This window comes from Shewanella hafniensis (assembly GCF_019655335.1).
GTDB lineage: Bacteria > Pseudomonadota > Gammaproteobacteria > Enterobacterales > Shewanellaceae > Shewanella > Shewanella hafniensis.
The window spans coordinates 135,103-160,298 of record NZ_BPFD01000002.1 but is presented as its reverse complement, the minus strand read 5'-3'; the positions used below and the strand labels follow the sequence as shown (position 1 = coordinate 160,298).

18 protein-coding genes and 1 pseudogene are annotated in these 25,196 nt (G+C 46.7%); 7 read left to right on the top strand and 12 right to left on the bottom strand.

Features of this window, described 5'->3' with window-relative positions; all coding sequences use genetic code 11:
• Positions 1 to 127: 127 nt before the first annotated feature.
• From K5Q99_RS01505 to K5Q99_RS01485, 5 genes are all read right to left on the bottom strand, one after another.
• Complete coding sequence (locus K5Q99_RS01505) at positions 128 to 3,250, bottom strand: NAD(P)-binding protein (RefSeq protein WP_220775822.1); 3,123 nt, start codon at positions 3,248 to 3,250, stop codon at positions 128 to 130.
• 237 nt (positions 3,251 to 3,487) lie between these two features.
• Positions 3,488 to 3,649 (bottom strand): hypothetical protein, encoded by a 162-nt coding sequence (locus tag K5Q99_RS01500; protein ID WP_006080915.1) that lies wholly within the window; start codon positions 3,647 to 3,649, stop codon positions 3,488 to 3,490.
• A 288-nt stretch (positions 3,650 to 3,937) separates the two neighbouring features.
• Positions 3,938 to 5,329, bottom strand: a complete 1,392-nt coding sequence (locus K5Q99_RS01495) for an RsmB/NOP family class I SAM-dependent RNA methyltransferase (protein WP_220775821.1) — start codon at positions 5,327 to 5,329, stop codon at positions 3,938 to 3,940.
• Positions 5,330 to 5,572: 243 nt separating this feature from the next.
• The gene (locus tag K5Q99_RS01490) at positions 5,573 to 6,241 is read right to left on the bottom strand and encodes a glutathione S-transferase family protein (RefSeq protein WP_220775820.1); all 669 of its coding nucleotides are present in this window, start codon (positions 6,239 to 6,241) and stop codon (positions 5,573 to 5,575) included.
• A 66-nt stretch (positions 6,242 to 6,307) separates the two neighbouring features.
• A complete protein-coding gene (locus tag K5Q99_RS01485) occupies positions 6,308 to 6,934 on the bottom strand; it encodes a glutathione S-transferase (RefSeq protein WP_220775819.1) in 627 nt (208 codons plus the stop codon).
• A gap of 213 nt (positions 6,935 to 7,147) precedes the next feature.
• Between K5Q99_RS01485 and K5Q99_RS01480 the strand changes: the two genes are divergently transcribed.
• On the top strand, positions 7,148 to 7,738 hold the full coding sequence (locus tag K5Q99_RS01480) for a TetR/AcrR family transcriptional regulator (RefSeq protein WP_220775818.1): 591 nt from the start codon (positions 7,148 to 7,150) through the stop codon (positions 7,736 to 7,738).
• A 134-nt stretch (positions 7,739 to 7,872) separates the two neighbouring features.
• On the opposite strand, the pseudogene K5Q99_RS01475 reads toward K5Q99_RS01480, so the two are convergent.
• A pseudogene (locus K5Q99_RS01475) lies at positions 7,873 to 8,583 on the bottom strand (DUF2461 domain-containing protein); the annotation flags it as partial.
• Positions 8,584 to 8,910: 327 nt separating this feature from the next.
• Here K5Q99_RS01475 and K5Q99_RS01470 point away from each other — a divergent pair.
• Entirely contained in the window at positions 8,911 to 11,130 is a 2,220-nt protein-coding gene (locus K5Q99_RS01470; protein ID WP_220775816.1) for a TonB-dependent receptor domain-containing protein, read from the top strand.
• A gap of 134 nt (positions 11,131 to 11,264) precedes the next feature.
• A complete protein-coding gene (locus K5Q99_RS01465) occupies positions 11,265 to 11,828 on the top strand; it encodes a PhnA domain-containing protein (protein ID WP_106649971.1) in 564 nt (187 codons plus the stop codon).
• A gap of 134 nt (positions 11,829 to 11,962) precedes the next feature.
• On the opposite strand, the gene K5Q99_RS01460 is transcribed toward K5Q99_RS01465, so the two are convergent.
• Positions 11,963 to 13,168: an MFS transporter gene (locus tag K5Q99_RS01460; protein WP_220775815.1), complete on the bottom strand. Its 1,206-nt coding sequence runs from the start codon at positions 13,166 to 13,168 to the stop codon at positions 11,963 to 11,965.
• A gap of 230 nt (positions 13,169 to 13,398) precedes the next feature.
• On the opposite strand from K5Q99_RS01460, the gene K5Q99_RS01455 reads away from it, so the two are divergent.
• Both K5Q99_RS01455 and K5Q99_RS01450 read left to right on the top strand, forming a co-directional pair.
• Entirely contained in the window at positions 13,399 to 14,037 is a 639-nt protein-coding gene (locus K5Q99_RS01455; protein ID WP_220775814.1) for a MarR family winged helix-turn-helix transcriptional regulator, read from the top strand.
• A 127-nt stretch (positions 14,038 to 14,164) separates the two neighbouring features.
• Complete coding sequence (locus K5Q99_RS01450) at positions 14,165 to 15,178, top strand: succinylglutamate desuccinylase/aspartoacylase family protein (protein ID WP_106649974.1); 1,014 nt, start codon at positions 14,165 to 14,167, stop codon at positions 15,176 to 15,178.
• A 156-nt stretch (positions 15,179 to 15,334) separates the two neighbouring features.
• Here K5Q99_RS01450 and K5Q99_RS01445 read toward each other — a convergent pair whose 3' ends face one another.
• Entirely contained in the window at positions 15,335 to 17,362 is a 2,028-nt protein-coding gene (locus K5Q99_RS01445; RefSeq protein WP_220775813.1) for a methyl-accepting chemotaxis protein, read from the bottom strand.
• A gap of 207 nt (positions 17,363 to 17,569) precedes the next feature.
• Here K5Q99_RS01445 and K5Q99_RS01440 point away from each other — a divergent pair, with 207 nt between their 5' ends.
• The gene (locus tag K5Q99_RS01440; protein ID WP_220775812.1) at positions 17,570 to 18,196 is read left to right on the top strand and encodes a fumarylacetoacetate hydrolase family protein; all 627 of its coding nucleotides are present in this window, start codon (positions 17,570 to 17,572) and stop codon (positions 18,194 to 18,196) included.
• Positions 18,197 to 18,346: 150 nt separating this feature from the next.
• On the opposite strand, the gene K5Q99_RS01435 is transcribed toward K5Q99_RS01440, so the two are convergent.
• From K5Q99_RS01435 to K5Q99_RS01420, 4 genes are all read right to left on the bottom strand, one after another.
• Complete coding sequence (locus K5Q99_RS01435; RefSeq protein WP_006080930.1) at positions 18,347 to 18,589, bottom strand: hypothetical protein; 243 nt, start codon at positions 18,587 to 18,589, stop codon at positions 18,347 to 18,349.
• A 253-nt stretch (positions 18,590 to 18,842) separates the two neighbouring features.
• The gene (locus K5Q99_RS01430) at positions 18,843 to 21,587 is read right to left on the bottom strand and encodes a family 20 glycosylhydrolase (protein WP_220775811.1); all 2,745 of its coding nucleotides are present in this window, start codon (positions 21,585 to 21,587) and stop codon (positions 18,843 to 18,845) included.
• A gap of 66 nt (positions 21,588 to 21,653) precedes the next feature.
• Complete coding sequence (locus tag K5Q99_RS01425; protein WP_220775810.1) at positions 21,654 to 22,502, bottom strand: ROK family protein; 849 nt, start codon at positions 22,500 to 22,502, stop codon at positions 21,654 to 21,656.
• Positions 22,499 to 23,791, bottom strand: a complete 1,293-nt coding sequence (locus K5Q99_RS01420; protein WP_220775809.1) for an MFS transporter — start codon at positions 23,789 to 23,791, stop codon at positions 22,499 to 22,501. Before K5Q99_RS01420 ends, K5Q99_RS01425 begins: the two co-directional genes overlap by 4 nt.
• Positions 23,792 to 24,258: 467 nt before the next feature.
• On the opposite strand from K5Q99_RS01420, the gene K5Q99_RS01415 reads away from it, so the two are divergent.
• A complete protein-coding gene (locus tag K5Q99_RS01415) occupies positions 24,259 to 25,188 on the top strand; it encodes a helix-turn-helix domain-containing protein (RefSeq protein WP_220775808.1) in 930 nt (309 codons plus the stop codon).
• Positions 25,189 to 25,196: the final 8 nt, after the last annotated feature.

Genomic DNA, 25,196 nt, shown 5'->3' with positions numbered 1-25,196 from the left:
ATAATTAGATTAAATATGGCTAGCAGATTAAACCAGCAACATACCTAACTTAATATCTCGAATATTTTAGACAACTGTCTGTATCGGTCGTGCTCTTTTGTTTAGCATGTAGCTGCTCAACAGGAACTTAGAAGTCTTTCTCGCCTTTTATTAAGGCTGGATGACCCGATATGGCTTTTGAGGTGTGCATACCCGCCATCGTCGCCGCTTCGACGCAGCCCGCATTAAGGCCTGTCTTTATCCAATCGCCCGTTATATACAGGTTATCTATCCCTGTGCCATCTGTCGTGATGCGATACTGCGAGCTGTCTTTTACCGATAAGACATAACGCTCGGATGGGTCTACATTTGCGCGCCAATATTGGCTATCGAAGCTGGCAACACCTTGACGGTCTTGTTCATCGTGTAACCATTCCCAAGGGAAGCTATTACCGACATTTTGCCAAAGTTTATGGATTTCGGTATTGAGTTGATGGATAGCACCCGCTTTTGCTTCTAAGGTTTTCCGTTGTTGGAAATCTACATCCGAGCTTGGTGGATAGGCCTCGACAGGTAATGCCGAGCAAAAGTAACTGGCATTTTTAGGTTCTAAGCCGCGCCAATCTTCTTTGTCTAGTAGTTGGTTCATCGATGCCCAAGTATCGAAGGGTTCGGTGAAGCCCGATAATACGGGTTCCTCTCCATCTTCAGAGTAATTAGGCCAGCCTATCCCATTCAGATCTTGATTCATCCACAGTTGATAGGCTTGAGTCGAAACGGTTTGCACTTTATCAACGCAAAGTGTGAGGGCTGGGCTTTGTGCCATGACTTCACTCGCCACATGGGGCACAGAACCTATGGATAGACCGAAGATCACTTTGTCGAAATCTACGCCTTTGACTAAGCGCTTTTTCGGCAGGGCTTTGCCAAAGTGAGTTTCATACACGCTGTCCCAATCGCTCCAGAAGTGTTCAAGATTGATATTATGGGCTTTAAGCAGTGCCGATTGCTCAGGCTCAAGCTGCTCATAATTGGGCGTACTCGGCCAGCAAGCGAGACCTTTCACATCGACCAAGGGAGCGTAGCTTGTGACTGTCGGCGCCAAGGCAACTTGCTCGGTGATCTCAATCGCTTGAATACTTTGATTACGGCATTCGAGGTTATCGACGCGATTGAAGTAGTGGAAGTTGACGCCACGGCGTTTGAGCACTTCGTAGAAAGGGGTAAACACAACATCACCCATTCCCGCCTGCATTTTCCACATTACGCCACCTTGATAGCAGAGGGCGATACGCAGCATTGCGCGGATAATTGTGCCCGCTTCGACATTGGGTTTATCGAAGTTACCTTTCTCATAGGCAAACACTAAGTCGTAAAAACCGCGCACGGGTGCGCTGTCGACTGTGTACTTAAGGCTGGCGCCGTGTTTGGTTAACCATTCGCGATAATCATAACCATTGATGGCGTCAAAGCCTTTTTCAAATACATCGTCGGCAAACATGCCCTTGAGTATCGTGAGTCCGAGATCGGCAGCAATATACAAGTGACGCAGTTCGTCATTGTTATCTAAATGGCCGCTAAAACGTTTCACGAGTCGTTGATGCAGGGCATCGACGGCCGATTCGACCAAGCCATCGTCACTTTCACTGTGAACATGCTCATCACACTCGCGGCCAATCATTTGATTGAAATGGCATTCGAGCTTATCGCCGAGCGCGTCGAGTGATTCTTTGGCATCTTCGACTGAATCCTCTAACTTATCTTTTAAGCGTTCAAACCAGCTGCTATCGAGCCAGTTTTTAGGTGTTCCCGTGGCTTTTTCATCGGCATCAAGCAAGTCATCCATGTCCTTGAGCCATTCTTTGATCCACGCAAAGGCGACTTTAACAACTTTCCAGAAGGTGAGGGTTTCGGTGCCATCACCTGTGATGCCAGGTAGCGTCGGGAAAGTGATCGGCCAACTCACAGAACGGCCATCGACCTCTTCTTGTAATACGATGAAGTTATGGGGTTTAAAGGCATCAAGAAAGGTCGCGAGCGGCGCATGTGCTGGCCTATCCAATTCTTCATACGCTTTACGCATCAGGGCAAACGCGTTTTGATAGAAACCAAACCAAATATGTAAGCCATGTTCTTCAATGCGTTGTCCCATAGCAGCATTGCGGCCACTTGCCCCTTTGCCGCCGATACGCCAGCCGAGTTGGTAGACATCTATCTCATATTGATTCTGCCAGCCAGGTTTGTCGGTCAGATAACAGGCTGCGGTCATTGCCGCGACACCGCCACCGAGAATGGCTATTTTCTGTTTTTTGATTTCGGAGTTATCGACTAATACTTCACCGGGTGGGACTTCAAAATCAAAGTTCACATGGTAAGGCAGTAAGACATGCTGCTCGCCAATCTCGACCCCGAGCGTGTCCTGTAACGGGAAGCTGGCATTATCAAAAATGGTCGCGACAAAATCATTTTTGAGCAGGGCAACACTGTGCACTTTATTCACTTGGGCTGGCGCGGCGACGATGGCTTGATAAACGGCTTTTTGTCCCGAAGAGTCGGGGAACTGTTTTAGAAATACTTGATCGATAGCGGGTTTAAATAACAGATGAAACAGCTGCTCTTCGCCAAGCTGGTCGAGTTCTGGAATAAAATCGGTTTGTTCTTTAAAGAGTTGCCAGGTTTGAGTTATCGCTTCAAGGGTGGAAAGCTGCGCCTCGGGTTTTGCATCGCAATTCACCTCAATTAATGGATGCAGGGCAAGTTCGGTTTCGGGCGAAAAGTGTAAAAAGCTTTTGGTAGCAAGGGATAATCGCGTCAGAGGTTCACCCACAGCAGGCATAGTGTATTCACATAAATATTTAGGATAACCAAAGAGTTCACGGCCATTAATTAAGGCCATAGCATCGTTAACCCAAATGTGTAGCGGCTGAAAATACACTTGGCTGATTTGTGTGCTGTCGCTACTATCTTGGCGCCCGACCATGACCCAAGTGATGATGTCTGTTTCTTGGATCCAACCCTTGGCTCTGTCTTCTGGATAAGCGGAATAGGCTTTTTCAATTTGAGTGAAGGTTGTCAGTACGTAGGGAGATAACACCTTAAAATACATTGCACTACCGGCAACTTGATTCAGGGTTTTATCGATAGAGCGTTGCAGGTTTTCCTGTTTCCCCTTAAGAAAAAAACCGTACATATCGGCTTTATTTAGCACTAAGGGCGAGTGCATCAACATACTGCCTTGGGGATAAATAAAGTCGGGGCGCTGTTTTTCCATGGCGTTCATCCTTAAATTTCAGTGTAAGTCCAATGATTTGGGAGTTATAGCCCAAAAAGCATAGGGCCAATAAGCAATTAAGCCCATTGATTTTACACTGGAATGATTAAGTATTTGAGAGGGGATAAGGGGGTTGAGTAGCAAGTTGGATATTATCCAACTTGCTCAGATTTGGCAGGTTTAGCACAGAACGAATTTGTAAAACAAACCAGTGAGAGCAAGGGTACTTAGATTTAGTTACTTCGATTTATTTTGGTAGAAATCCACCTCTGTATTATCGTCCGAGTAACGTCGCTTAGTATCTCTGCGGCGCTGTTTCACGCGTTTATTCTTTTGCTTACCTTTGACGTTATCGCCCCATGGCGCATCATCGTCGTCAAATTCATAGGAGTGTGACATGGTCAAAATTCCAAAAATACCTGTGCCATTCGCAGCACCCGATCTTTTTACCCAAAGGAGAGATGAAGCTAAAGCGAAATATTTCATCACTGATGGTGAAAAGTTTTGTCCAAAGGCTATATCTTGCCACTGAAATGGCAGTATCTGAGATTTTAATGGGGGATGCGTGGGTTATCTTTATGATAATTAAAGGGTAAGTGTAATTATCATCGGAAATTATATTATATGATTGAAACTGGCGCCCAGAATGAAAGGCGCCAAGTTTTGATACAAAATAATGAGTTAGTGTTACTTGCTGCGCAGCATACGTGCGACGAACATGCCATCACTGTTGGCCTCAAAGGGCCACACGGTCAACATTTCTGTTTGTTCACCGCTAAAAGGATGGCGTATTGGCGTGAGCGTGAACTCTGGATGTTGCTGTAAAAACGCCGTCACTACATCTTGGTTCTCGATGGGCGATAAGGAGCAAGTGGCGTAAACGAGGATACCGCCGGCCTTAACTGCGCGGCTACTGCGGCTTAAAATATCGAGCTGTAAGGCGGCTTTATCGGCCACGGCTTCAACACCATCCAACCAACGCATATCGGGATTACGTCGCCAAGTGCCAGTGCAACTGCACGGGGCATCGACTAACACACCGTCGAAATGATCCGCTGGTACCGGCAGGGCATCGCTCTTCCAACGGGCAACGCTAATGTCGTTAAAGTGGGCTCTTTGGGCACGTTTAGTCAGTTCTTCTAGGGCATTGGAGCGAATATCCGACGATATGATGCTGCCCGCAGATGACGTTTGGTTATCAGCAGCTTTAGCTAACATCAACGAGCGCAGTTGCAGGGTTTTGCCGCCAGCACCACTGCAGGCATCCCACCAATGGGCATCGGGTTCAGGCGCGCAAATTTGCCCTATCACCTGTGAAGCCAAATCTTGGATCTCAATTTTTCCGTCTTTATATAGAGAAATTTCATTAAGATTCATGCTTTTGCTGCCAAGATTGATGGCGTCGCTAAAGTAATGACCATCACTCGCTTCTATACCGAGCGCTTGCAGTTGTGCCGCCGCATCTTGACTTGTGAGCCCTTGTGCGCGTCCCCAAATCGGTGGGCGACTCGACATAGCGGCAATTAATTGTGTTTGCTGCGCCGCATCAATTGGGCACACTTGCCAGAACCAGTCGGGTAATAAATCCTGTGCCTTAAACTCAGTCGTTGGGAATAAATGCTGTATTAGCATGAGTTTGTCGTCGAGACTTTCAACGGCAAGCGCTTGAGCTTGCTGATAATCGATAGGCGACTGCGATAACTCATGCCAAGCGTTGGCGATATCTTGCCAAGCATGGGCTTCCAATAGAGCACTGGCGCTTAGGCAGGCAAAATAAACGGCAGAGGTTTGTTGATCGCCTACTCGCTGAAACCAACCCCACCAGCGAAACAGGCTAAACAAGGATTCACGAATAACTTTTCGATCCTTTGAGCCGTGTTTTTTATGTTCTCTAAAGTAGTTCGCCAAAATACGGTCGGCGGGCATTTTACTGCTTTGAATTTCATCGAATAACTGCTTAATTGTACTGGCGTAACTGAGCGCACGTTTTTGCGCTAGGGTGTTCGCTTGGACATTTAACGCCGAAGATGTATCTGATTTGGATGCCATACCGGAAGAGAAGCTGCTTGGATTACCCATAAATTTAGCCTAGATCATGCTTCTGTGACGGCGCCTTATGTAAGGAACATAGCCGTAACAGAGGGGAAAAATAAGTGGCGCAGAGTGTAGCAGTTTTGCCCGATAACAGGCAGTAAAAAAGCCCCAAAGTCGCATCAACTTGCGGGGCTTTTTGTGGTTCTGTTACTGAAACTTATCTTATAGTGTATTCAGTACCTAACGGCAGTTTTGCAGGCTAACGCTCAATTACCGCTTGGAAGGTGATTATTTCGTCACCATCTTTTGGATTTGCTTAGCCCGTTCTTCATCACTCATTTCTACTGGTGGCGGCGTGATTATGCCTTTTTGGCACGCAGGTCTGAGCGCAAGCTCATCTAACCAACGTTGCAAATGGGTCAAACCTTCCATGTTGATGCCGCTCCACTCGTGGATACGGACCCAAGGCCAAGTGGCGATGTCGGCAATCGTGTATTCGTCACCTGCAAGGTATTGATTTGTTGCGAGTTGAGTATTCATGACTTCAAATAAACGTCGACCTTCTTTTTGGTAACGTTCTATTGCTGCAGGGATTTTTTCAGGGAAGTACCTAAAGAATACGTTGGCTTGTCCCATCATAGGGCCGACGCCGCTCATTTGGAACATTAACCATTGGATCACCTGTGAGCGCTTTTTAGGATCAGCAGGCAGGAATTTACCTGTTTTTTCGGCGAGGTATAGCAGAATCGCACCCGATTCGAATACCACAAAATCCTCGTTATCGCGGTCGATAATGGCGGGAATGCGACCATTTGGATTAATGGCAATAAACTCAGGCTGTTTTTGCTCGTTGATGCTGAAATCTAGCTTGTGGACGCGATACTCTAGCCCCATTTCTTCCAGTGCGATGGAGATTTTAAAACCGTTAGGGGTCGCGGCTGTGTATAAATCTATCATGATGATTCCTTTAGGTTATAACGCTTATAGCTACTCACTTTTTGGCCCTTTAAGGTTTTCGTGCCGCTATTTTGTAGGGGTTAACGATACTATGGCAGGACGCTGCGCCGTAGTGATGAACCAAGCCTTAAGATGCGGCAAGCTGTCAGTGACTTCAATATCTAAATTTTTAATAAAGCTGATAAAAACGTAAGCCGAAATATCGGCGATGCTGAATTCATCGCCTGCCACAAAGGGTGATGTGCTCAATTGTTGGTCTAATGTCGGTAGGAAGTCAATGACCCTTTGGCGTGATTCTGCACCCCAAGATTCGACACAATTTTCCCTGTCTTTATAGACACCACTTAAATTACGAAAGGCTTGAAAGCCGACCATTAAGCCTTGTAACTCTATGATACGTTGCCACATTTCTATTTTGGCGCGCTCAAGTGGCGTATTACCAAATAGCGAATTAACACTTGGGTGGATTTCTTCTAAATAACGGCAAATGGCGATGGATTCACATAGGTAGCTGCCATCATCGAGTTCGAGCAGTGGAATGCGGCCATTTAAACTTTTGCTTTTAAACTCGGCACTTAAATTTTCACCGCCGCGGATATCGACGTTCACCCTCGGGATATCAATACCTTTTTCCGCTAGGAAAATACTGACACGGCGCGCGCTAGGCGTAGGGGCTAGTTCATAGAGTTTCATTTAATGTCCTGTAGTTTTTATCAATGCTTTATGCTCGATTTAAGCATATAATACTTTAACGGAACGATCGGTTAGGATAGAATTTACGCCATATCTAAACGATCAGTCAAGAATGATTTACTCCTCAACTTTCTTTAGTAAACAGAAATGCGGTGATTGAGGAGTGCTAAAGCTGATCGTTAGCACGTATTCAAGAGATTAGGTCACAGGCTTATGGCACGAAGTTGTAATTTTGATCGGCAGGAAAAACTCATATTGGCGATGGAGCTTTTTTGGCAAAAGGGCTTTGCCGAAACCTCGATTTCCGATCTCGTCGGCCATTTAGGTATTAATCGATTTAGTCTTTATAACAGTTTCGGGGATAAGCAGAATCTTTACCACGAGTGCCTCCGTTTTTACCTCGATAACTACTCCTTTGGCGCCTCAGATACCCTGTTGCATGAAAAAGCGGGCTTGGCCGAAATAGAAGCTTATCTAGCGCGCTTTGTTGCCCTGCAGAGGGAACAAAAATACGGCTGTTTTATGCAAAATGCCGTGCTTGAAAAGAGCCTTGACGATGAGAGTGTACTGCAGGAATGTCAGCGATTATTTTGCCGATTACAGGCTTCATTTACCCAAGTGTTACGGGATTGCCAAGCGCGAGGCGAGTTACTCCCCCATGTACAACCACATCAGGTCGCTGCATTTTTAGTATTGCAATTACAAGGAATTAGGGTGTTAGGTAAAGCGGGTGAATATGAGCTGCTAGACAATGCCTTTGCAGTTTTACAGAGTTACTTGGGCACTTTAAATACAAAAGTTTAAGTGCAAATTAAGCCATTTAAGGTGCAAGTTGTAGTTTGAATGGCCTAGGTTTTTCGCCTAGGCCATGTTGCTTTTAGTAATCTATTTTTTAACGGTCTATTTTTACGAATCAATTGGTTAAAAATCAATTGTCTGAAGTCCAAATCCAGCGCGAAACACAGGTAGGCCATCAACTGAGAGCAGTGGGAAAATTGCTCTGAGCAGAAGTTAGCGGTATCTGGGCGACAGAGTTCTTCAAAAGCAATATTTTTTATGGCGATAAAATCTTTGCGTTTTAGCTCGGCCAGCATAGGGTGGTTTTTATCAAATCCCTTTGGTGGTCGAGTTAAGCTATCACCGTCCATGTTAAATCCATGACTTTGTAAGGTTTGTAGCGCTTTTTTATAGCCGTTGGGATTCTCATCGATGCAAGTGCGAATGGCATTTAAGGCCTTCGATTCTGGGTGCCAAATCCCTGCGGCAATAAAACAGCCATCCCCGGCAATGTGTAAGTACAGTCCCGGCGCATGCACGTCTTTGCCCTGAAAATGGCGAAATTGAATACCAACATTGGTTTTATAGGGCGTTTTATCTTTGCTAAAACGGCTGTCTCGCTGGGGGCGCATAAGACTGCCACCGACTTTTTTCGGTACGGCAGTGAGCCGAGGCGAGAGGGCGAGGATACTGGGCTGCATTTGCTCGATAAACTGTAGCGCTGGGGTTCTCACTGTTTCTTCGTATTCCGCCTGATGGGCTTTAAACCAGTCGCGGGAGTTGTTTTGCGCCAGTTGATTTAAAAATTGCAAACTTGCAGCGCTGAACGTTGCACCAGTCGCAATAGGCATTTTAGTCGTGAGCGTGGCCATTATCGGTGAACCTTATTAATGCATGTGAAACGAGTGCCAACAGCCTAGAGATACAAGCAGGGCGAACGTCAGGCGAGCTGCCGTATATTCAACTATTTCAAGGTCGTACACTCTATAGAGGATGAAAGGCTATCAAATATGGCAGTCATACTGCCATCCTTAGGCAAGATCTTCACTTAAATTTTTTGAAGCGTACCGTTTCTATCTTGTTTTTCAACCAGACCGTTATTTACACGTAAAGCCAAGTGAGAACTATTCTTATCTTCTTCGTTAGTGCCTATAATGCCGCCCTATTTTTAGATTGGTTTGTTAATAGGAAGACGTTAAATGGGTTGCTTGCCTAAGTTTGAGAAGTGGAAAGCGAATAGAAATCTGTCGCTTATGGGATTATGTATATTGCCCTCAATGCCGTTGTACGCCGCTGAGGTATTGGGCGAGCCTAAGGTTGAGCCAATTGAAATCCTACAGGTTCATGGGCAGCAATATCGTAGGGCCATCACAGTCGCTAAACCCGGTGAAGCGATTATTTCCATGGAACAAATCGAGGAGATGCAGGCAACGACCTTCGCCGAAGTGATTGATGATATGGCAGGGGCGCATATCGATGGCGGTACTCGCAGCGGCGGTGAGCGGATTAATATTTGGGGCTTTGGCGAGACCGAAGATTTTAACGTTTATGTGGATAATGCTCCGGTGGGATTTGAGCAGTATCGCTATGGTTCATTTTTCCTCGATCCTGATCTCATCAAACGAGTGGAAGTGATTAAAGGCGCCCATGATGTGCGCTCGGGTAATGGCGGTTTTGGTGGGGCCATGTATGTGGTCACTAAATCGGCCGATGATTTTCTTAAATATGATCAATCCCTTGGCGCGCGAGTCAAAACCAGCTACGCCAGTAATAATGACGCTATGGGTTATACGGGGACAGTTTATGGCCGAGTGAATTCACACTTATCTGGCTTGCTGCATCTTACACGCCGTGATGCGGGGGATGTCACTTTAGCCAATGGCGATGAGTTTGAATATTCGGGCTATGAGCAAGATAACTATCTAGGCAAGATGGATTATGAGCAGGGCGATCACCAACTTGCCTTGAGCGTGACCCATTATCTCGATGAGGGCCGCAAACCTTGGGCCAATCGCCGTGGCCCCATGCCTGCCATCTCAGACTACAACATCAAAAAGTACGGCTCCTACGAGCAGGCGCTGTATGCCACCACCGCCTACAACACCTATGAAGACAACACTTGGTCAGCCAATTATCGTTACTCGCCGAGCAATCCGTTGATCGATACTCAAGTGGTGATCTCCCATTCGGCGAACGCGCGCCACTGGATAAGACCCGATATCGCGTGGGAGAAAATGACGGTTTCCGTTGGCAACTTCGGTCACGAATCTTGGCTAGACTACAAACGTGATTACATTGATATCAACAACTTGAGTTTGATTGGCGATCATGAAATCACCACAGGATTACAGTACCGCAGTCTCGATCGCACTTCGCTGGTGTTTAACAAGAGCTATGAGAAGAATCCTGAGAAAAACTTTGGCTGGTACACACCTTATTATCAACCCGAAGGTCGCCAAGACACCTATGCCGTGTATGTTCGCGATGCGATTCATCTCACCAACGACTTAACCGTCACTCCCTCGCTGCGATATGATTTTATCTACAGCATAGGTCGGCCAAATATTGCACCAGATTACAACGATATCGCTGCGGGCCACGACTATAGCGCGACTCACCACTCGGGATTCTCACCAAGATTAGGCATAGATTACCAACTGACAAACTATGCTCGGTTAAACTTTGATTACACCTATAGTCTGCAAGCCCCTGTGGTGGATGAGATTTATGCCGTGCAATACGCCAAAGCTAGCATTACCGGCACGAGTCGTGACATTGATGTCGAACGCTTACATGCCTTCAAGTTAGGCTTGATGACACAGCACCAGCATCTGTTTGCCAATGAGGATGCGCTGTCGACCCAAATCACCCTGTTTGCTAACCTAGGTCGCGATGATATTGCCCAGCGCCGCGGAGCTAAGTCTGATAAAACCCAGTTAATTCAAAGTGGTTACACCAATCTTGATGGTTATAATATTTATGGTGCCGATTTTGAAGCCCAATATCGCTATCAAGATGTGTTCAGTGATCTGGCGGTTTCATGGCTGCAAGGGCAACACAATGGGTCACTCAGAGATAGCCAAGATGACGATGAATATTTAGCTAACATAGCCCCGCTCGATATTCGTCTGCGTTTGGGCATGTATATCACAGATGACATTTCTATCGCTTGGCAGGGCGCTTGGTATGATGCGCAAACCAATGTTCCCCACGGCGATATCTTTAATGCCGAATCGCCGAGCGAGAATTACTTCCTGCAGAATGTGTATCTCGCCTATGAACCTCAAGCCAGTTTAAAGGGCTTAAGCGTGCGTTTGATGGTGAAAAACCTCACCAATCTGCAAGTGGTGCCGTTTCTCTCCGATGGGATACCCGCTGCGGGGCGCGATGTTCGCTTGAGTTTAGCCTATGAATTTTAAAGATTAATCACCAAGTCAGTGTGGGCGCGGTTTATAAAACTTATAAAAAATAGGGTTATATTGCTTAAGCCCCCTGCCGAAAAAAGCCAGTTTATGGCATAATCCGCTTTTTACTAGGCATATAGAACAGAAAAATGACTGAAAATGAATTGCTAAGTCGCTGTGGCGGCAAGTGTGAACTGTGTGGCAGCGAGCTTGAACTCTCTATTTATGATCTGCCAGCCTCCGATGGCCGTGACAATGAGATCATGATTTGTGAAACCTGCAGTGGCCAAATTGCGGCACCGGATACCATGGACATGAACCACTGGCGTTGTCTGAACGACAGCATGTGGAGCCCGGTTCCGGCAGTTCAAGTGATGTCATATCGTATGCTTAAGCGCTTAAATGGCGAAAGCTGGGCGCAAGATTTACTGGATATGCTTTACCTTGAAGACGATTTAAAAGCGTGGGGTGATGCCGAAGTTGCCGCAGCAGGTGACGACACGACTCCAACGCTAGACAGCAATGGTGCCGTGCTTAACGCTGGCGATACTGTGGTCATCATCAAGGACTTAAACGTGAAAGGCACGAGCTTTGTGGCTAAGCGCGGCACAGCGGTGCGTAACATTGCTTTGACTAACAACCCAGAGCATATCGAAGGCCGTGTTAACGGGACTCGTATTGTGATCCTGACGTGCTTCGTTAAAAAGTCTTAAGTTCAACCTAGTGTGGGCTCGATTTATCGAGCCGCACACCATAAAAAGCCGCCATGCTCGTTAATCGACATGGCGGTTTTTTTATGCCGACATTATTCCCGTAAACTGCTGCGCCATTCCACCCGATTAGGTACTTAAGATACGCAGCGCGCGACTTGATATTGGCGTGCATAACCCTGCGGATTAAATTGCCAAGATAGTATCCACGCCATCAGGCTGATGCCACCGAGTAATAACCAAGCACTGTTAAAGCTGTTGAAATTATCGCGAATTAATCCGGCAATCCAAGGCGAAATGGCGGCAATCGTATATCCCACACCTTGTACAAAGGCGGTTAATTTACCCGCTAACATCGGATTTTGTTGATGATCCATAGTCACAATTAATCCGAGTGGAAAAATCCCGCTTATGCCTAATCCTGCCAGTCCCGCCCATAAAAATAGCGACACTTGAGGGGCGAGTGCCAGTCCCATAAAACCGATGAGTTGCAGCAAGCACAGTAGGGCTATTATAGCGCGTCTGTCCGTCGACTTGCTGGCAAGCCAAGGAAATACTAAGCCCGCGATCACTTCCATGCTGGTTAAGAAACCTAACACTAATCCAGATTGAGTCTGGCTATAACCTAGCTCGACCGCGTAGGGGGCTAACCATGCAAGCACGCAGACATAACAGCTTGTACCTAAAGCAAAAAATATCGCCAATAACCAACTGCGACGAAAACGCCAAAAGTTAAGTTGCAAAGCTTGCTCTTTTGCTTGGCTCGGTAATGCGGCTTTATGTTTAATCAGGAGCCACAGCACGAGTGCGAATATGCCTAACCAAGTCCAATGACCTAGACCCGCTCGCCAACCTAAGTTCATCCCGATAAAAGGCGCACTGCTCGCCGCTAATGCGGCGCCGCCCATAATGGCGGTGACGTAAAGCCCCATCATTAAGGGGACCCGTTCACCGAAATTAAGCTTAATCATGGCGGGCATTATGGTTTGAATGAGGGCGATTGCGACCCCTGCCAGTAATGCCGAGCAGATAAGCCAATTGGCATCTATCGCCCAGAAGCGCATTGCAGTAGCGGCGATCAGCAGTAGCAATGATCCTGTCATTACGGTATTGAATCCTAAGCGTTTGGCGATACTAAAGCCTGCAAAACAACCCAGTCCCATAGCAAGCACGGGCAGCAATGTCAGCATAGACGCTAAGGTAAAACTTAAACTGATATCCTTTTGTATGCTGGGTAGTAAAGGCCCAACGGAGGCGAGAATGGGTCGTAGATTTAGACCAATAAGGATGAACGCGAGTCCGAGCAGCAATAAATTCGCTTTCTCTGTCAGGGGGGATCGCATGGATTGTCTCCAAAAATAAGCTGAGTTTGATTTGCTGAAAAAGTGATTTGTAGCAGCATTTAGCATACTTATGATGATTTCCTTTCAACAACAGTAGGTTGAAACTACACCACTACAATTTAAAAAGAATCTCTTTCAGATGTATCTCGATATAAAGATATTTTAATTCTGCGAGAAAATGACTAAGATGTAAAGAATGATGTAAAGAATCTTTATATTGAGATAAAGCTATGACAGCGAAAATGACACTCACTCACACGAATCCTGCGGTTACTAATGCGAGTCCTTCGGGTACTAACGCGAGTTCAGCGGATAAAAACGCGAGTCCTTCGAATAAAGACCAAGCGGCTTCGAACACCAAAGCAGATGGCCTGGATAGACAAGATGGTTTGGATAATATTGTTGGCCAATGGCAGCAACAAGGGGTGACTGAGGATTTGATCCCTATGGCTGTGCTTGGGCGAATCGCGCGTTTAACGAAATATATCGAAGTGGTGTTGCTGCAATGCCATGGCGAATTTGGCTTAGGTCAGGGCGAGTTCGATGTGCTCGCGACGTTAAGGCGATCGGGAGAGCCGTTTACCCTCTCGCCTTCGCAACTTTATCAGAGCATGATGCTAAGTTCTGGCGCTATGACCAGTCGTTTAGACAGACTCGAAAATAAGGGGCTGATTGAGCGGGAGCACAGTAAGGAAGATCGCCGCGCCGTCCATGTCTCGTTAACTGCTGAGGGTAAGGCGCTCATTGATAAGGCATTGCCGCAGCATATTCAATGTCAGAGTGCGCTGTTAGCGGGCGTGAGCGTAGAAGATAGGCCTATGTTGTTGCAGATTTTAAAATCTTGGTTGAACCAATTTGAGCCGCAATAAATCGTTTAAACTTCACGTGAGTTTTAGTTTCTAGTGTTAGACATCTGGCGATAAGCGATAGCCGAGCGCTATTAGCCAATATGAGTCAGCCGCGCGGGACAACATTCGATAGTACAAGGGAGTTGCCATGGTAAAAAGACGTGAAGCATTTGAATTAGCAGGTAAACGAGTCACAGCAGGGACTCAATTGGGGATCAAGCTGGCCGCCGCTAAGTTGTATACCGATACGCAACTCGATATTCATGTAGAAGTGTTTCACGGGGCCAAACCTGGCCCAACTTTACTGGTTTGCGCCGCCATTCATGGGGATGAACTCAATGGTATCGAGATTTGTCGGCGACTATTAGCCAGAGTCAATCCCAAGAATCTGACGGGCACCTTGATTGTGGTGCCGATTGTGAATGTGTTTGGTTTTATTCAACAATCCCGTTATTTACCCGATAGACGCGATCTCAACCGTTGCTTCCCAGGTTCCAGTAAAGGGGCACTAGCAAGCCGGTTAGCCAACCTGTTTGCCACTCAGTTATTAGTCCATGCAACCCATGTGATTGATTTACATACGGGCGCGATTCACAGAGACAACTTGCCGCAAATTCGCTGTGATACCAGCGATGAGACTATGCTGGCTATGGCGAATGCCTTTGGTGCACCGCTGATTATGCATTCAAAAGCGCGCAGTGTTTCCATGCGGGGTTATGCTAATCAGCAGGGCATTCCGTGTATTTTGTACGAGGCGGGCGAGGCGCTACGTTTCAGTGAATTGTCGATAAAATCTGGCCTTAAGGGCGTGCTCAATGTGATGCGCAGTTTAGGCATGTTAAAAGGGCGGGTGACTAATAAGGGGTCGAGTGTCAGCGCTATTCGCAGTTACTGGGTGCGCAGTGAGTCCGATGGTTTAGTGAATATGAAGCTTAAGCTCGGCCAGCGGGTGACTAAGGGTTATATTATCGCCCATATCGTCAGCCCCCACGGCGGTGATAGTGTGGCGATTCGTGCACCAACCGACGGCATCATCATAGGGATCAGCAATATTCCCGTTACTAACGAAGGCGAGGGCATGTTCCATATCGCCCAGTTTGAAGGCGACGAAATTGAAATGGCCAATGAACAGCTCGATGAATTTTTGATGGAATATGCTTAACCGCAAACTTGTTGGCATTGGATATACAGCCACAGAAGTCGCTAAGATGGTTTTGCGACTTCAGTGATCCTTTTTAAGTGCTTATTTTTACTTCGCTAACTTCTGCCTAGTCATCCTACGAATGCCATTTTCGACATGCCCAAATATCTAAACTCACTAGAGTTTAAACCGTTCCACTGAGCTGGTGAGTGAATGGGCAAGCGTGGTGACTTCGTTGCTGCGTTTGGCCATGTCCATGGCTTCATTGGCATTTTGATCCGCTGCTTGCGCCGCCTCGCTCATGCTCGATTCAATACGTTGACTGTAATCTAACTGCTCGTGGGCGGCGTGGGTGATTTCTAGACTCATGTCATTGAGTGTATGCAAAGTGCTTTCTATGTGGGCGATAGCATCCTGCAGATTTTGGCTTTGTCCGACACACTCGTTTGCTTGATTTTGGCCTGTGGTAATCGCATTCGCTGCCATTGAGGTTTCTTTTTGCAGGGCCGTGATCATGGTTTGAATTTCAGCGGTGGCGGCTTGGGTGCGTGAGGCAAGGGATCGCACTTCATCGGCCACGACGGCAAAACCCCGCCCATGTTCCCCTGCTCTGGCGGCTTCAATGGCGGCGTTCAGAGCCAACAAATTGGTTTGCTCGGCAATGCTGCTAATGGTGGTTAAAATGCTGCCAATATTATCGCTTTGAATGCTTAAGCGAGACATGACCTCAACCGAACTACTTAAACGGGCACTCAGCTCAGCAATTTTGGTGCGATTATCATCGGCAATTTGCTTCACTTGATTACCGTATTTAGAGGCTTGGCTGATTTGTTTAGCCGATTCACTGGCCTGTTCGGTCACTAAACTTGAACTGGTAAACATCTGTTCTGCTAAGGCTTTTGTTTCATCGACACGGCTGATTTGCGCAGTTGCTGCATTGGCGATACGCTGGCCTTGCTCGTTGGTTTGGGTGGCAGAGCTGTCCAGTGAATGGGCATTTTGGCTGATATTGGTGAGTAGCTTGGCAAGGTCGTCACTCAAGGTATTCATGTTATCAATTAGGGTGCCAAATTCATCGTCATGGCGTTTATGAATGCGTTTAGATAAATCCCCACGGGCGATGCTCGCCAGCGCGCCATTCACTAAGGCTAATGGATTGAGCATGGCCTTGGAGGTAAAGAAGGAAATAAAACTCACCATAAGGATAAACATTATGGCGAGCACTATCGCTAAGGTTTGCCCTTGCTCAATGGCATCGCTGGCAATGTTTTGCAGGCTGCTAAATCGGCGGTCGGCTAAGGTGATTAACTTGTCTAAAGCGAGGTTACTGGCGTTAAATTCTTTATCGGCATCGAGGTAATGCTGCTCTGATTGTCGCAGTGCTTCAACCACGGCTTCTTGTGCTTTATAAAGCTCGGCAGGCGCCGCGAGTAAGGTATTGATAATCGCATATTGCTGTTCGAAGGTTTGCAGCAAGCCTAAGGTATCAAGCCCATCAGTTTGTTGTTTTAAAAAAGTAAAGTTAGTGGTGAGGTTCCCCAGTAAAATACCGACATCTTGCTGGTGCGATTGGATCACCTCCAAACTTTGAGTGTGGATCAGCTCTCCCATAGTGTTGGTTAGCGTATACAACATGTCGTCGATACGCGTGCCTGTACCGACAATCTCTTCGAGCAGAGTGGGATTATCGGGGATGGACAGGGTTTCGAGATCGATCATCGCATTACTGGCGTTGGTCTTGGCATCGTTAAAGCGCTTAAAGAGTTGTTGGTATTGCTGCTTTGCATGTTCATTGGCGAGTTTCGCGCTAAACATGGCCTGGCTTTGTTGCAAATAGGCTTGGTATCTTGCTTTTGCTTCATCTAGAGAAGTCTGCATTTTAGGCTGATCAGCGACTCGTTCAATTAACTCATTTTCGATACTTTGATATTTCTTCTGCAGCGCCGTAAATGCTTGCTGGCTTTTGGTTAAGGCGGCTGTGTCTTGCTGGCTGTGGGCCAAGGTGGCAAGGCGTGACATTTTTAACAGCACCAGTTGTAAGCTATTACTCTGCTTTTGCACGGGTACGGCTAAGGTTTCGATATTTTGATAGGCGGTTTGTACTTGTGAGAGTGAATAATAGAAGAAGCTACTGCCAGCGATGAGCAGCGCGCCGATGGCACTAAAGCTAAATATGATTTTTTGTTTTATGGTAAGCGTCAACATAGTGCGAAAACCTCTTCTAGGACTGTCCCTGTAAAATGGGTTTAATAATGATTAGATCGCTGTTTTTATTGAAATATTAATTCAAGTGTAGCAGAGTTCGTCACAAGTAAAGTGAATTTTTCTATTGAGAGTTTAGCGCTAGTTAAGGTTAACTTCTTGGTTTGATTATTTAAAAATAATCTCGACCGTATCTTAAAAGGATTGAAAATGAAATCAGTCGTGTTGGGTGAAAAGCGTATCGTACCGACAAAAATTGTCTGCATTGGACGTAATTATGTCGACCATATCCATGAGTTAGGCAATGACATACCCGATGACATGGTGGTGTTTTTAAAGCCCAATTCGGCGATTTCGACTGTACTGCTTGCTGAGCATCAAGGTGAAACCTTGCACTATGAAACCGAGCTGTGTTTTATGTTTCAAGATGGCCGTTTTAGCAGCGTTGCCATTGGCTTAGATCTCACTAAACGTGATTTACAAAGCAAGTTAAAAGTCAAGGGACTACCTTGGGAACGGGCAAAGGCCTTCGATGGTGCGGCATTATTCAGTCCCTTTGTGGCGATTGATGATGCCGAGGCGCCGCTGCATTTTACCTTGAGTATCAACGACAACTTGGTGCAAGAGGGATATATCGATTTAATGATCTACAAACCTCAGACTATTTTATCTGAGCTGCAAGCCTTTATCAGTCTCGATGACGGCGATATTGTGATGACAGGCACGCCCAAGGGCGTGGGAAGTATTCCCGCTAAAAGTGTATTCAACGTGACGCTGAGCCGGGGTTTGCAAGCGAGTGCTGAACCTTTGCTTGAATGGCAATGGCAAGTGTCTTGATTATCAAGAATTGAGTCTTGAAAAGATTGAATTTCGTACGAACAATGTCAATAAATAGCTAAGCAATTAGTGCTGCTACGGCGAGTTATTTTTGATACCGCCGTAGTGTTAATTACAAAGTTTTAAGTCAAAAGTGTTGATTCTAATTTGCTAGAGTCCCGCGACGGCTTCCATATCCAGCTCGATATCAGTACAGCCCTTGGCACAGTATATTCCTGCGGCTTGTTCGGCTTTTGCCTGCTCTGGCAATATGACTTTAAGTGTCTGTTTACAGCTGGGACATTGCACTGGCTTACCTTTAAATACCCGTTTAATCAGATTTTTCTGCTCATTAAACGAGGTTGCAGTGGTTTGATTTAACACGGCAAAGGGGCTAGTCGAAGCAGTTGTCATCGGCAGGTGGATCCTTAGGTTAGATAAAATTTTATGGTGAACAGTCACCGATAAAGCGCATTGCACAGGCAGCGTGTTGCACTGGTACAGTGTGCTCGCGAATACTGAGATTATAGCCTGAGTTGCGTTGTGATTGAAAAGCCTCAATTTAAGAGCGTTAAGCTTAGACTTAACCTATCGACCAGCGGCATTAATTAAATAGCTAATTAATGTATCGGCCATCACTTGTGATGGCCGACTTTTTTGCGATGAATCATTCGCGGGGATTTTGCCAAGTCGATGAGCGAGAATAACGCGTGCCATCTTTGACTCTGGCGCGGATGTGTTTGACATCATTAAGCTTGAAAGCATGGCGGTAGCTTAGCCAAGGTCCTGAGTCGAGTTGGTATTCCAGCTCGGCATTGGGATACAAGCTATTGAGCACTAACTGCTGATGTTCAACACGTATTCCAGGCGGTGCTATGCGGTAGAAAATCCCCGCTTTTGCTAACTTAGGTTGTACTTTATTGGCGTAAACCGCGGCGAAGGTTTGCCAATCCTGTTTGAGCACTTGCTCGGCTTGGCCATTGAGTTGGCGGGCAAAATGTTGAGTTTGCTGACTATAGATTTTACCTTGATAATCATAGGCTAATTCCCATGGCGCCCTATGCCATGCCCGTTCGGCGAGGGCTATCATACGCGGGAATAACATGTACTCTGCTTGCTCATCCGATTGCACCATTTCGCTCCAAAGATGCCCCTGTAGGCCATAAAAACCGTGGCCAGCATGCAATTGGCTTTGAGTATCATCTGAGGTAAAGGGCTGATTAAGCGTGTTGCGCCAGCGCTCGGCGTGGGCGGGCAGGTTGTCTGGCATAAAGCTAAACACCTTAAAACTGTCAATCCCCCTCGAGGCCCAATGATTGCCGCGCTCATCTGGATGGCTAGCATAGGGGAAATCAAAATAGGTGACTTCCGGCGTTGAGATCACCACCTTCCAGCCTAAATTGGCTTGCTTATGGGCGATTTGATGACCGTTATCCGAAATCAGCGACCAAGCATTAGATTGCACTTGGGCGGGCATGTTTTCGGGGCGAACTTCACCCATGCCATCATTCCAACCTGCGGCAATAATCCCTTTTTCTGCCAACATGTTAGCGACGCGCTCGATAAAGTAACCATTGAGCGAATGCAGTCCGGCTAACTCATCGGTTTTTTGTTGCTTCATTGCGATACACGCTGGAGAGTCGACCCAAGCGCCCGCGGTTTCATCGGCACCTATGTGGTAATGCACTAAGGGAACGCCTACGGCTTGGTGCATCTTTTTAACTTCATCAATCACAGTATCGATAAAGTGGTAGGTGCTCGCCAAGCACACATTGAGTGTATTGTCGTGATAATACTGAATCGACGAATATTGGGTTTTATCTGCAAATTCAGTCAGTAAAAACTCCTCCGCCTTAGCTTTGTCTCCCTTGGCGAGGTAATTGTGATAACGCGCTTCCATGGATTTTATCGCGGCGCGTGAATGCCCCGGCATGTCCAGTGAAGGGATCACTTCGATATGGTGAGCATCAGCCAGTTGTAATATTGCTTGGTATTGCGCCACGGTTAAGTAGCCATCGACGGGGTTTACGTCCGCTATGCCGCTGCCCAGTTGTGGCAATAAACAGCTTTGCTCGGTTAAATCGAAACAACGTTTTGCACCCACATCGGTCAGTTCGGGTAAGCCGGGTATGGCTAAACGCCAGCCTTCATCGTCGGCTAAGTGCAAATGCAGCTTATTGATTTTATAGGCGGCGAGCTGTGGAATAATGCGTTTGATAAAATCGAGCGAGTGGAAGTTACGGGCTAAATCGATATGTAGGCCGCGAAAAGCGTAGCGAGGCTGGTCTTGGATCTCGATGGCGACCAGTTGATCGTCACTTAAACTGATCAGCCCAGCTAGGCTCTGTAGGCCATAGAAGAGTCCCGCTTCACTGCCCGCTCGAATACTGATTTGCTCGGCCGTTATGGTTAACCGATAGGCTTCGCTGTTTTTAATTTCACTATCATGGGCTTCAGTGCTGGCGACTTTAGGAGCTTGAGTATCGAGTTGCAATAATAGCGGCGTGCCTTTGTCCTTGGCCGAAAAGCCTAAAGAATCGAGGTAATCCAACGCCGTCTGCCGGCCCTTAAAATCGACAGTTGCAGCCGCGAGTCGATAACCTTTAGCAAGGGATAAAGGCGCCGAGTTTAGGCTTTGGCTATGAAGTGGCGTGGGGATGAGTTTGCCGCTAATGTCGGGTGCTTTGTCTGCGGCTAAGGCTTGATATTGCTCGGCTAAATACTGGCCATCGGCAAAGGGGGTTGCATCGTTTTTTGCCAGTAAAAATTGTTTTTCAGCATTAAAAGGCGCCAGGTAGTCTTGCTGGGTTAAGCCTGTTTCTGGATCGCGCCTTGTTTGAGTGCTCTTAATGACCTGCGCCGTATCGCCCATAGCGACAAAGAAGTTTGGCATAAACTCGGAACGGGTGATTTGGCTGCCTTTGCTATAAAACTCAATACGATAAACTTGATTGGCGACGAAGCCCTTAAAGCTGGCTTTAGCAGTGATTTTGTGTAAATCGCCATTGATATGTTCAATGTTAAAGTCACCCGCATCGACAAAATAAACGGGCGATAGCTGGCTGAAATAAATTTGCCAGTCGCCATGATTTAGCTCTTCACTGGATAGCTTGTCGTTGGATAGCTGAGTGGGCAAGGTTAACTCAATGGCGGAGCGATAGCATTGGGCTTCTTTAGCGGGACAGGTTTCAAGGTAACTGGCTGTTAACTGATAACTTAATTGAAGTTTATCGGCCAATTGATTCAGCGCGACATGATTTGCCTCCTGCACGGCGTTGGCGGCCTGTACCGATGGCATAGCAAGTACTGAAAGCACTGGCGTCAAGGGAAGCACGGCCATGACGCCGCTGACTAAGGCCGTCTTAATCCTCTGCCACTTTATCTTCCTTTTCCCTTTAATTAGTCCTTTCACTTAACTGAGTCCTTTTGTTGTAAAAACCATTGCGCCGCGCCAATGAATTGCTGGAGCATTGTGATGTTAGTTGAACTTGCTTGATTTCTGTTGTTGTAAAAACCACTGCGCGGCACCTATGAGTGCCGCATTGTGATGTTGACTGGCTGAAATCGTCAAGTCCGCCAGTTGCGGGCCATAGACTAAGCTCTGCAATTTTTGTTTAAGCGCTTCAATAAAAAAGGGAAAGCTTTGGCTGACTGAGCCGCCAAGGACGATATCTTTAGGATCGTATACCAGTAAGGTTTGGGCGATCATGTGCGCCAAGTGTTCACCAAAATGGACGAAGGCTTGCAGCGCTTGGCTGTCACCTTCACAGGCTTTTTGGTACAAATGCTCGCCACTCATGTGATGGTGAACGGTGAAGTATTGCCCCGAGCAGTAGTGCTCAATAATGCCATCGCGATAGCTCAAACTGCCGATTTCACCTGCGGCGCAATGTTTACCCGAATACAGCTGACCATTAAAAATCACCCCAGCGCCTACGCCTGTGCCTAAGGTAATCCCGAGCATGTCTTGATTGTGATTGAGCACAGCTTCGCCAAGGGCAAAGAGGTTCGCATCGTTATTTATAACCACATCCATTTCAAAGGTATTTTTAAGCTGCTGAGCTAACTGCGTTGCCGTTAATGCAGGGATGTTGAGCACTTCGAGTAAGGTGCCGCTGTGCATATCCACCATGCCGGGTATCCCGATGGAAATACCATAGGTTTCAGGCGTGAGGTGGCTGTGGATACAGGTCACGAGGAAATCGAATAACTGTTCGAAATTGCCATCGGCGGGAACGGGATACCGCCAAGTGTCGAGTAAGGTTTTACCTTCCACCTGTGCCAACATCAGTTTAGTTCCCCCAAGATCTAAACATAGGACGCTCATAATAGCTTGTTGCCTCTCGTGTTGTTTGTTGCCATCGGCTCGTCATTCTTTGAGGCCGCTTTTGTTGAAAATAATGTGGTGTTTTTAATTAAGGGGCGAGCCGTTAGAGCCACATAGCCGATGTAAGTCATCGGGACTAACAGCACTAGCATCCCGAGCCGTAATTCGCCGGACAGTTCACTGATAACGCCAATGATCGGTGAGATAAATGCGCCGCCGATAATGCCAGTACAGAGAATGCCGGCGAATGATCCATGATCTTGAACGCGAGAATTGAGCGCTAGCGAGAAGATGACCGACCACATGATAGAAATGAAAAAGCCAACCAATGGGAAACAAATTAATGTTAGTTGGCTCGGTCCCCAAATCGCCACCAGAAAACAAACCAGTGAACTAAGGGAAAAACTGAGCAGCAAGATCTGACTGTCGATAAGTTTAAGTAGCAGCAAACCGAGTAGGCAGCCGAGCGTCATGTAAAACCAAAAATCGCTAACCACATTGGCGCCGACACTTAAGGTATCAAGACCATGATATTGAAGCAAAAAGACTGAGATACTGTTAGCAAGCCCTTGCTCAAGCGCAACGTAGGCGGCGATAGCGAAGAAGAATTTCAAAACGGTTTTATCTTTGAAAAGGCGTAAATGGGTCTCGAGGGCACCCGCCGACTCATCTGCCAGTTTATTCACTTTGGGCATATTCACTAGGCTGGCAAAGAGCACCATGGCGAGCGCGACTACGGCGAATAACCAATACATGGCGAGCCAACTCATGTTCTCGGGCAATAGCTGTTGCACATAGTTGGCTGATGCAACACTGGCTTGATCTAAGGCGACAAAATGCTGATACACCAGCGGCGCTAAGGTCGCGGCGCCGCCAAAGGCGAGTTGGGCTAGTACAGAGAAAAAGGCAAAATGCTCAGGCCCCGCGGCTTGGCGCAATAAGGGATTGACTGCTACTTGCAATAAACTCATGCCAGTGCCGATACAAAACAGGCTAAACATGGCGATGCTAAAGGTGGGCAGACACACAAAAGTGACGGCGCCGATAAACGCTAGGCTAAAGGCTAAGATGATCACCCGCTTTTCACCGTACTTGTCCACCAAAATCCCTGCAGGAATCGATGTCACGCCGTAGGCGATAAAAAACGCAAAGGGAAATAACCCCGCCAACGTCAGGCCGATAGCATAACTGTCAATTAACGCAGGGAAAATCGGCCCCATGCTGTTGGTCATCAAGGAAATCACAAAGAAAGTGCAGAGGACAAACAGAATGATGAGTTTGTGTTTCATGTGCTTAGCCAATTGAATTAAGTGAAATTCATTGTGGCTTGACGCTCGCTTTGGTGGTGATACGAATGGCGCCTCTGTCGATACTATTCTCACATAGTCAAATTGTGTTTGTGCTGATTGACTTCAGGTGCAGTTAATACGGGCGCTAGATAGTGTGTTGCAAGCAGTACATCGCTGCTGCTGATAACCTGTGTACTTGTAAAATAGTTACCTTTAATTAACATTGGATAGAATAGTATCAAAGTGGCAGATTTTAGTATCACTGCAAGGCTGGCTTGCTATAGACAATAGTGCGCGAAGGCACAGCGATTTCGCCGCGCTGATAGGTCAAAGCTGGTATTAAAAATAAGGTCTAAGTAATTGAATAATTTAACAGGTTGGCATAACGGCTAGCTTGAGTGAATGGCGTTGAACTATAAGAGCTGATTGAAGCTTAGGTAAAGGAATGAGCAATTGGAGTTTAATGGATGAAACCTCTGTGTGAAAAAGTGATCCCCGATGAAAATAGCTCTTGGCGTTACTTTCGTTATGAATGGGAGCACATGGATCTCAACTGGCATTATCACCCCGAGTATGAAATCTGCTTAACCCTCAACAGTTATGGAATGCGTTATGTGGGCGATCATATTGCCCGTTATGGCGATTATGATTTAGTGATCATAGGCCCAGATATGCCCCACGGCTGGCAATCCGAGGCGAACCTTGGTGTTTCAACTGACGAGATATCAAATGGCAACGCGCTAAAAGACGGCACTTCGAATACGAGGGTGCAGGAAGTCGTCTATGTGGCGCAAATTCCTGCGGCCTGGCTGCACCAAATTGTGAATGAGCAACGCGAGTTAGCGTCCTTGCATTCGTTGTTGACCCATGCCAAACGGGGCGTACTGTTTAGTGAGGAAACGGCGCGCAAGGCCCATAGCGTGTTTATCGCGATGGAGACGGCCAATCCCTTTAAACGCTATATTTTGTTATTGGAATTATTAGCGTTATTACAACAGGATAGTCAGCAAGAACTCTTATCGAGCACCTTGTTCACCCACGGCAGTAAGCTCGACTTTACCGTGAAAAAACTCGATAAAGTGATTGAGCATATTTATGACAATTACACTCAGGCCTTGTCGGCACAGGATTTGGCAAAGTTGGCGCACATGAGCACCAATCATTTCCATCGCTTCTTTAAAAAACGCACCGAGAAAACCTTAACTGAGTTTATCAATCAACTCAGGATCGCTAAGGCGTGCAAGTTATTACTCTCGAACCAGAGCCCGATTTCAACCATCAGCGATCAATGTGGTTTCAATAATTTATCTAATTTTAATCGGCGTTTTATTCAATTTAAAGGCGTCACGCCGAGTCGTTTTCGTCAGCGCTTTAGCAGTAAACAAAGGGCGATTTAACCCCTTAC

Excerpts from the sequence above, each read along its gene's own strand:
- K5Q99_RS01505 (WP_220775822.1), bottom strand. The coding sequence starts at position 3,250 with ATGGAAAAACAGCGCCCCGACTTTATTTATCCCCAAGGCAGTATGTTG.
- K5Q99_RS01500 (WP_006080915.1), bottom strand. The coding sequence starts at position 3,649 with ATGTCACACTCCTATGAATTTGACGACGATGATGCGCCATGGGGCGAT.
- K5Q99_RS01495 (WP_220775821.1), bottom strand. The coding sequence starts at position 5,329 with ATGGGTAATCCAAGCAGCTTCTCTTCCGGTATGGCATCCAAATCAGAT.
- K5Q99_RS01490 (WP_220775820.1), bottom strand. The coding sequence starts at position 6,241 with ATGATAGATTTATACACAGCCGCGACCCCTAACGGTTTTAAAATCTCC.
- K5Q99_RS01485 (WP_220775819.1), bottom strand. The coding sequence starts at position 6,934 with ATGAAACTCTATGAACTAGCCCCTACGCCTAGCGCGCGCCGTGTCAGT.
- K5Q99_RS01480 (WP_220775818.1), top strand. The coding sequence starts at position 7,148 with ATGGCACGAAGTTGTAATTTTGATCGGCAGGAAAAACTCATATTGGCG.
- K5Q99_RS01470 (WP_220775816.1), top strand. The coding sequence starts at position 8,911 with ATGGGTTGCTTGCCTAAGTTTGAGAAGTGGAAAGCGAATAGAAATCTG.
- K5Q99_RS01465 (WP_106649971.1), top strand. The coding sequence starts at position 11,265 with ATGACTGAAAATGAATTGCTAAGTCGCTGTGGCGGCAAGTGTGAACTG.
- K5Q99_RS01460 (WP_220775815.1), bottom strand. The coding sequence starts at position 13,168 with ATGCGATCCCCCCTGACAGAGAAAGCGAATTTATTGCTGCTCGGACTC.
- K5Q99_RS01455 (WP_220775814.1), top strand. The coding sequence starts at position 13,399 with ATGACAGCGAAAATGACACTCACTCACACGAATCCTGCGGTTACTAAT.
- K5Q99_RS01450 (WP_106649974.1), top strand. The coding sequence starts at position 14,165 with ATGGTAAAAAGACGTGAAGCATTTGAATTAGCAGGTAAACGAGTCACA.
- K5Q99_RS01445 (WP_220775813.1), bottom strand. The coding sequence starts at position 17,362 with ATGTTGACGCTTACCATAAAACAAAAAATCATATTTAGCTTTAGTGCC.
- K5Q99_RS01440 (WP_220775812.1), top strand. The coding sequence starts at position 17,570 with ATGAAATCAGTCGTGTTGGGTGAAAAGCGTATCGTACCGACAAAAATT.
- K5Q99_RS01435 (WP_006080930.1), bottom strand. The coding sequence starts at position 18,589 with ATGACAACTGCTTCGACTAGCCCCTTTGCCGTGTTAAATCAAACCACT.
- K5Q99_RS01425 (WP_220775810.1), bottom strand. The coding sequence starts at position 22,502 with ATGAGCGTCCTATGTTTAGATCTTGGGGGAACTAAACTGATGTTGGCA.
- K5Q99_RS01420 (WP_220775809.1), bottom strand. The coding sequence starts at position 23,791 with ATGAAACACAAACTCATCATTCTGTTTGTCCTCTGCACTTTCTTTGTG.
- K5Q99_RS01415 (WP_220775808.1), top strand. The coding sequence starts at position 24,259 with ATGAAACCTCTGTGTGAAAAAGTGATCCCCGATGAAAATAGCTCTTGG.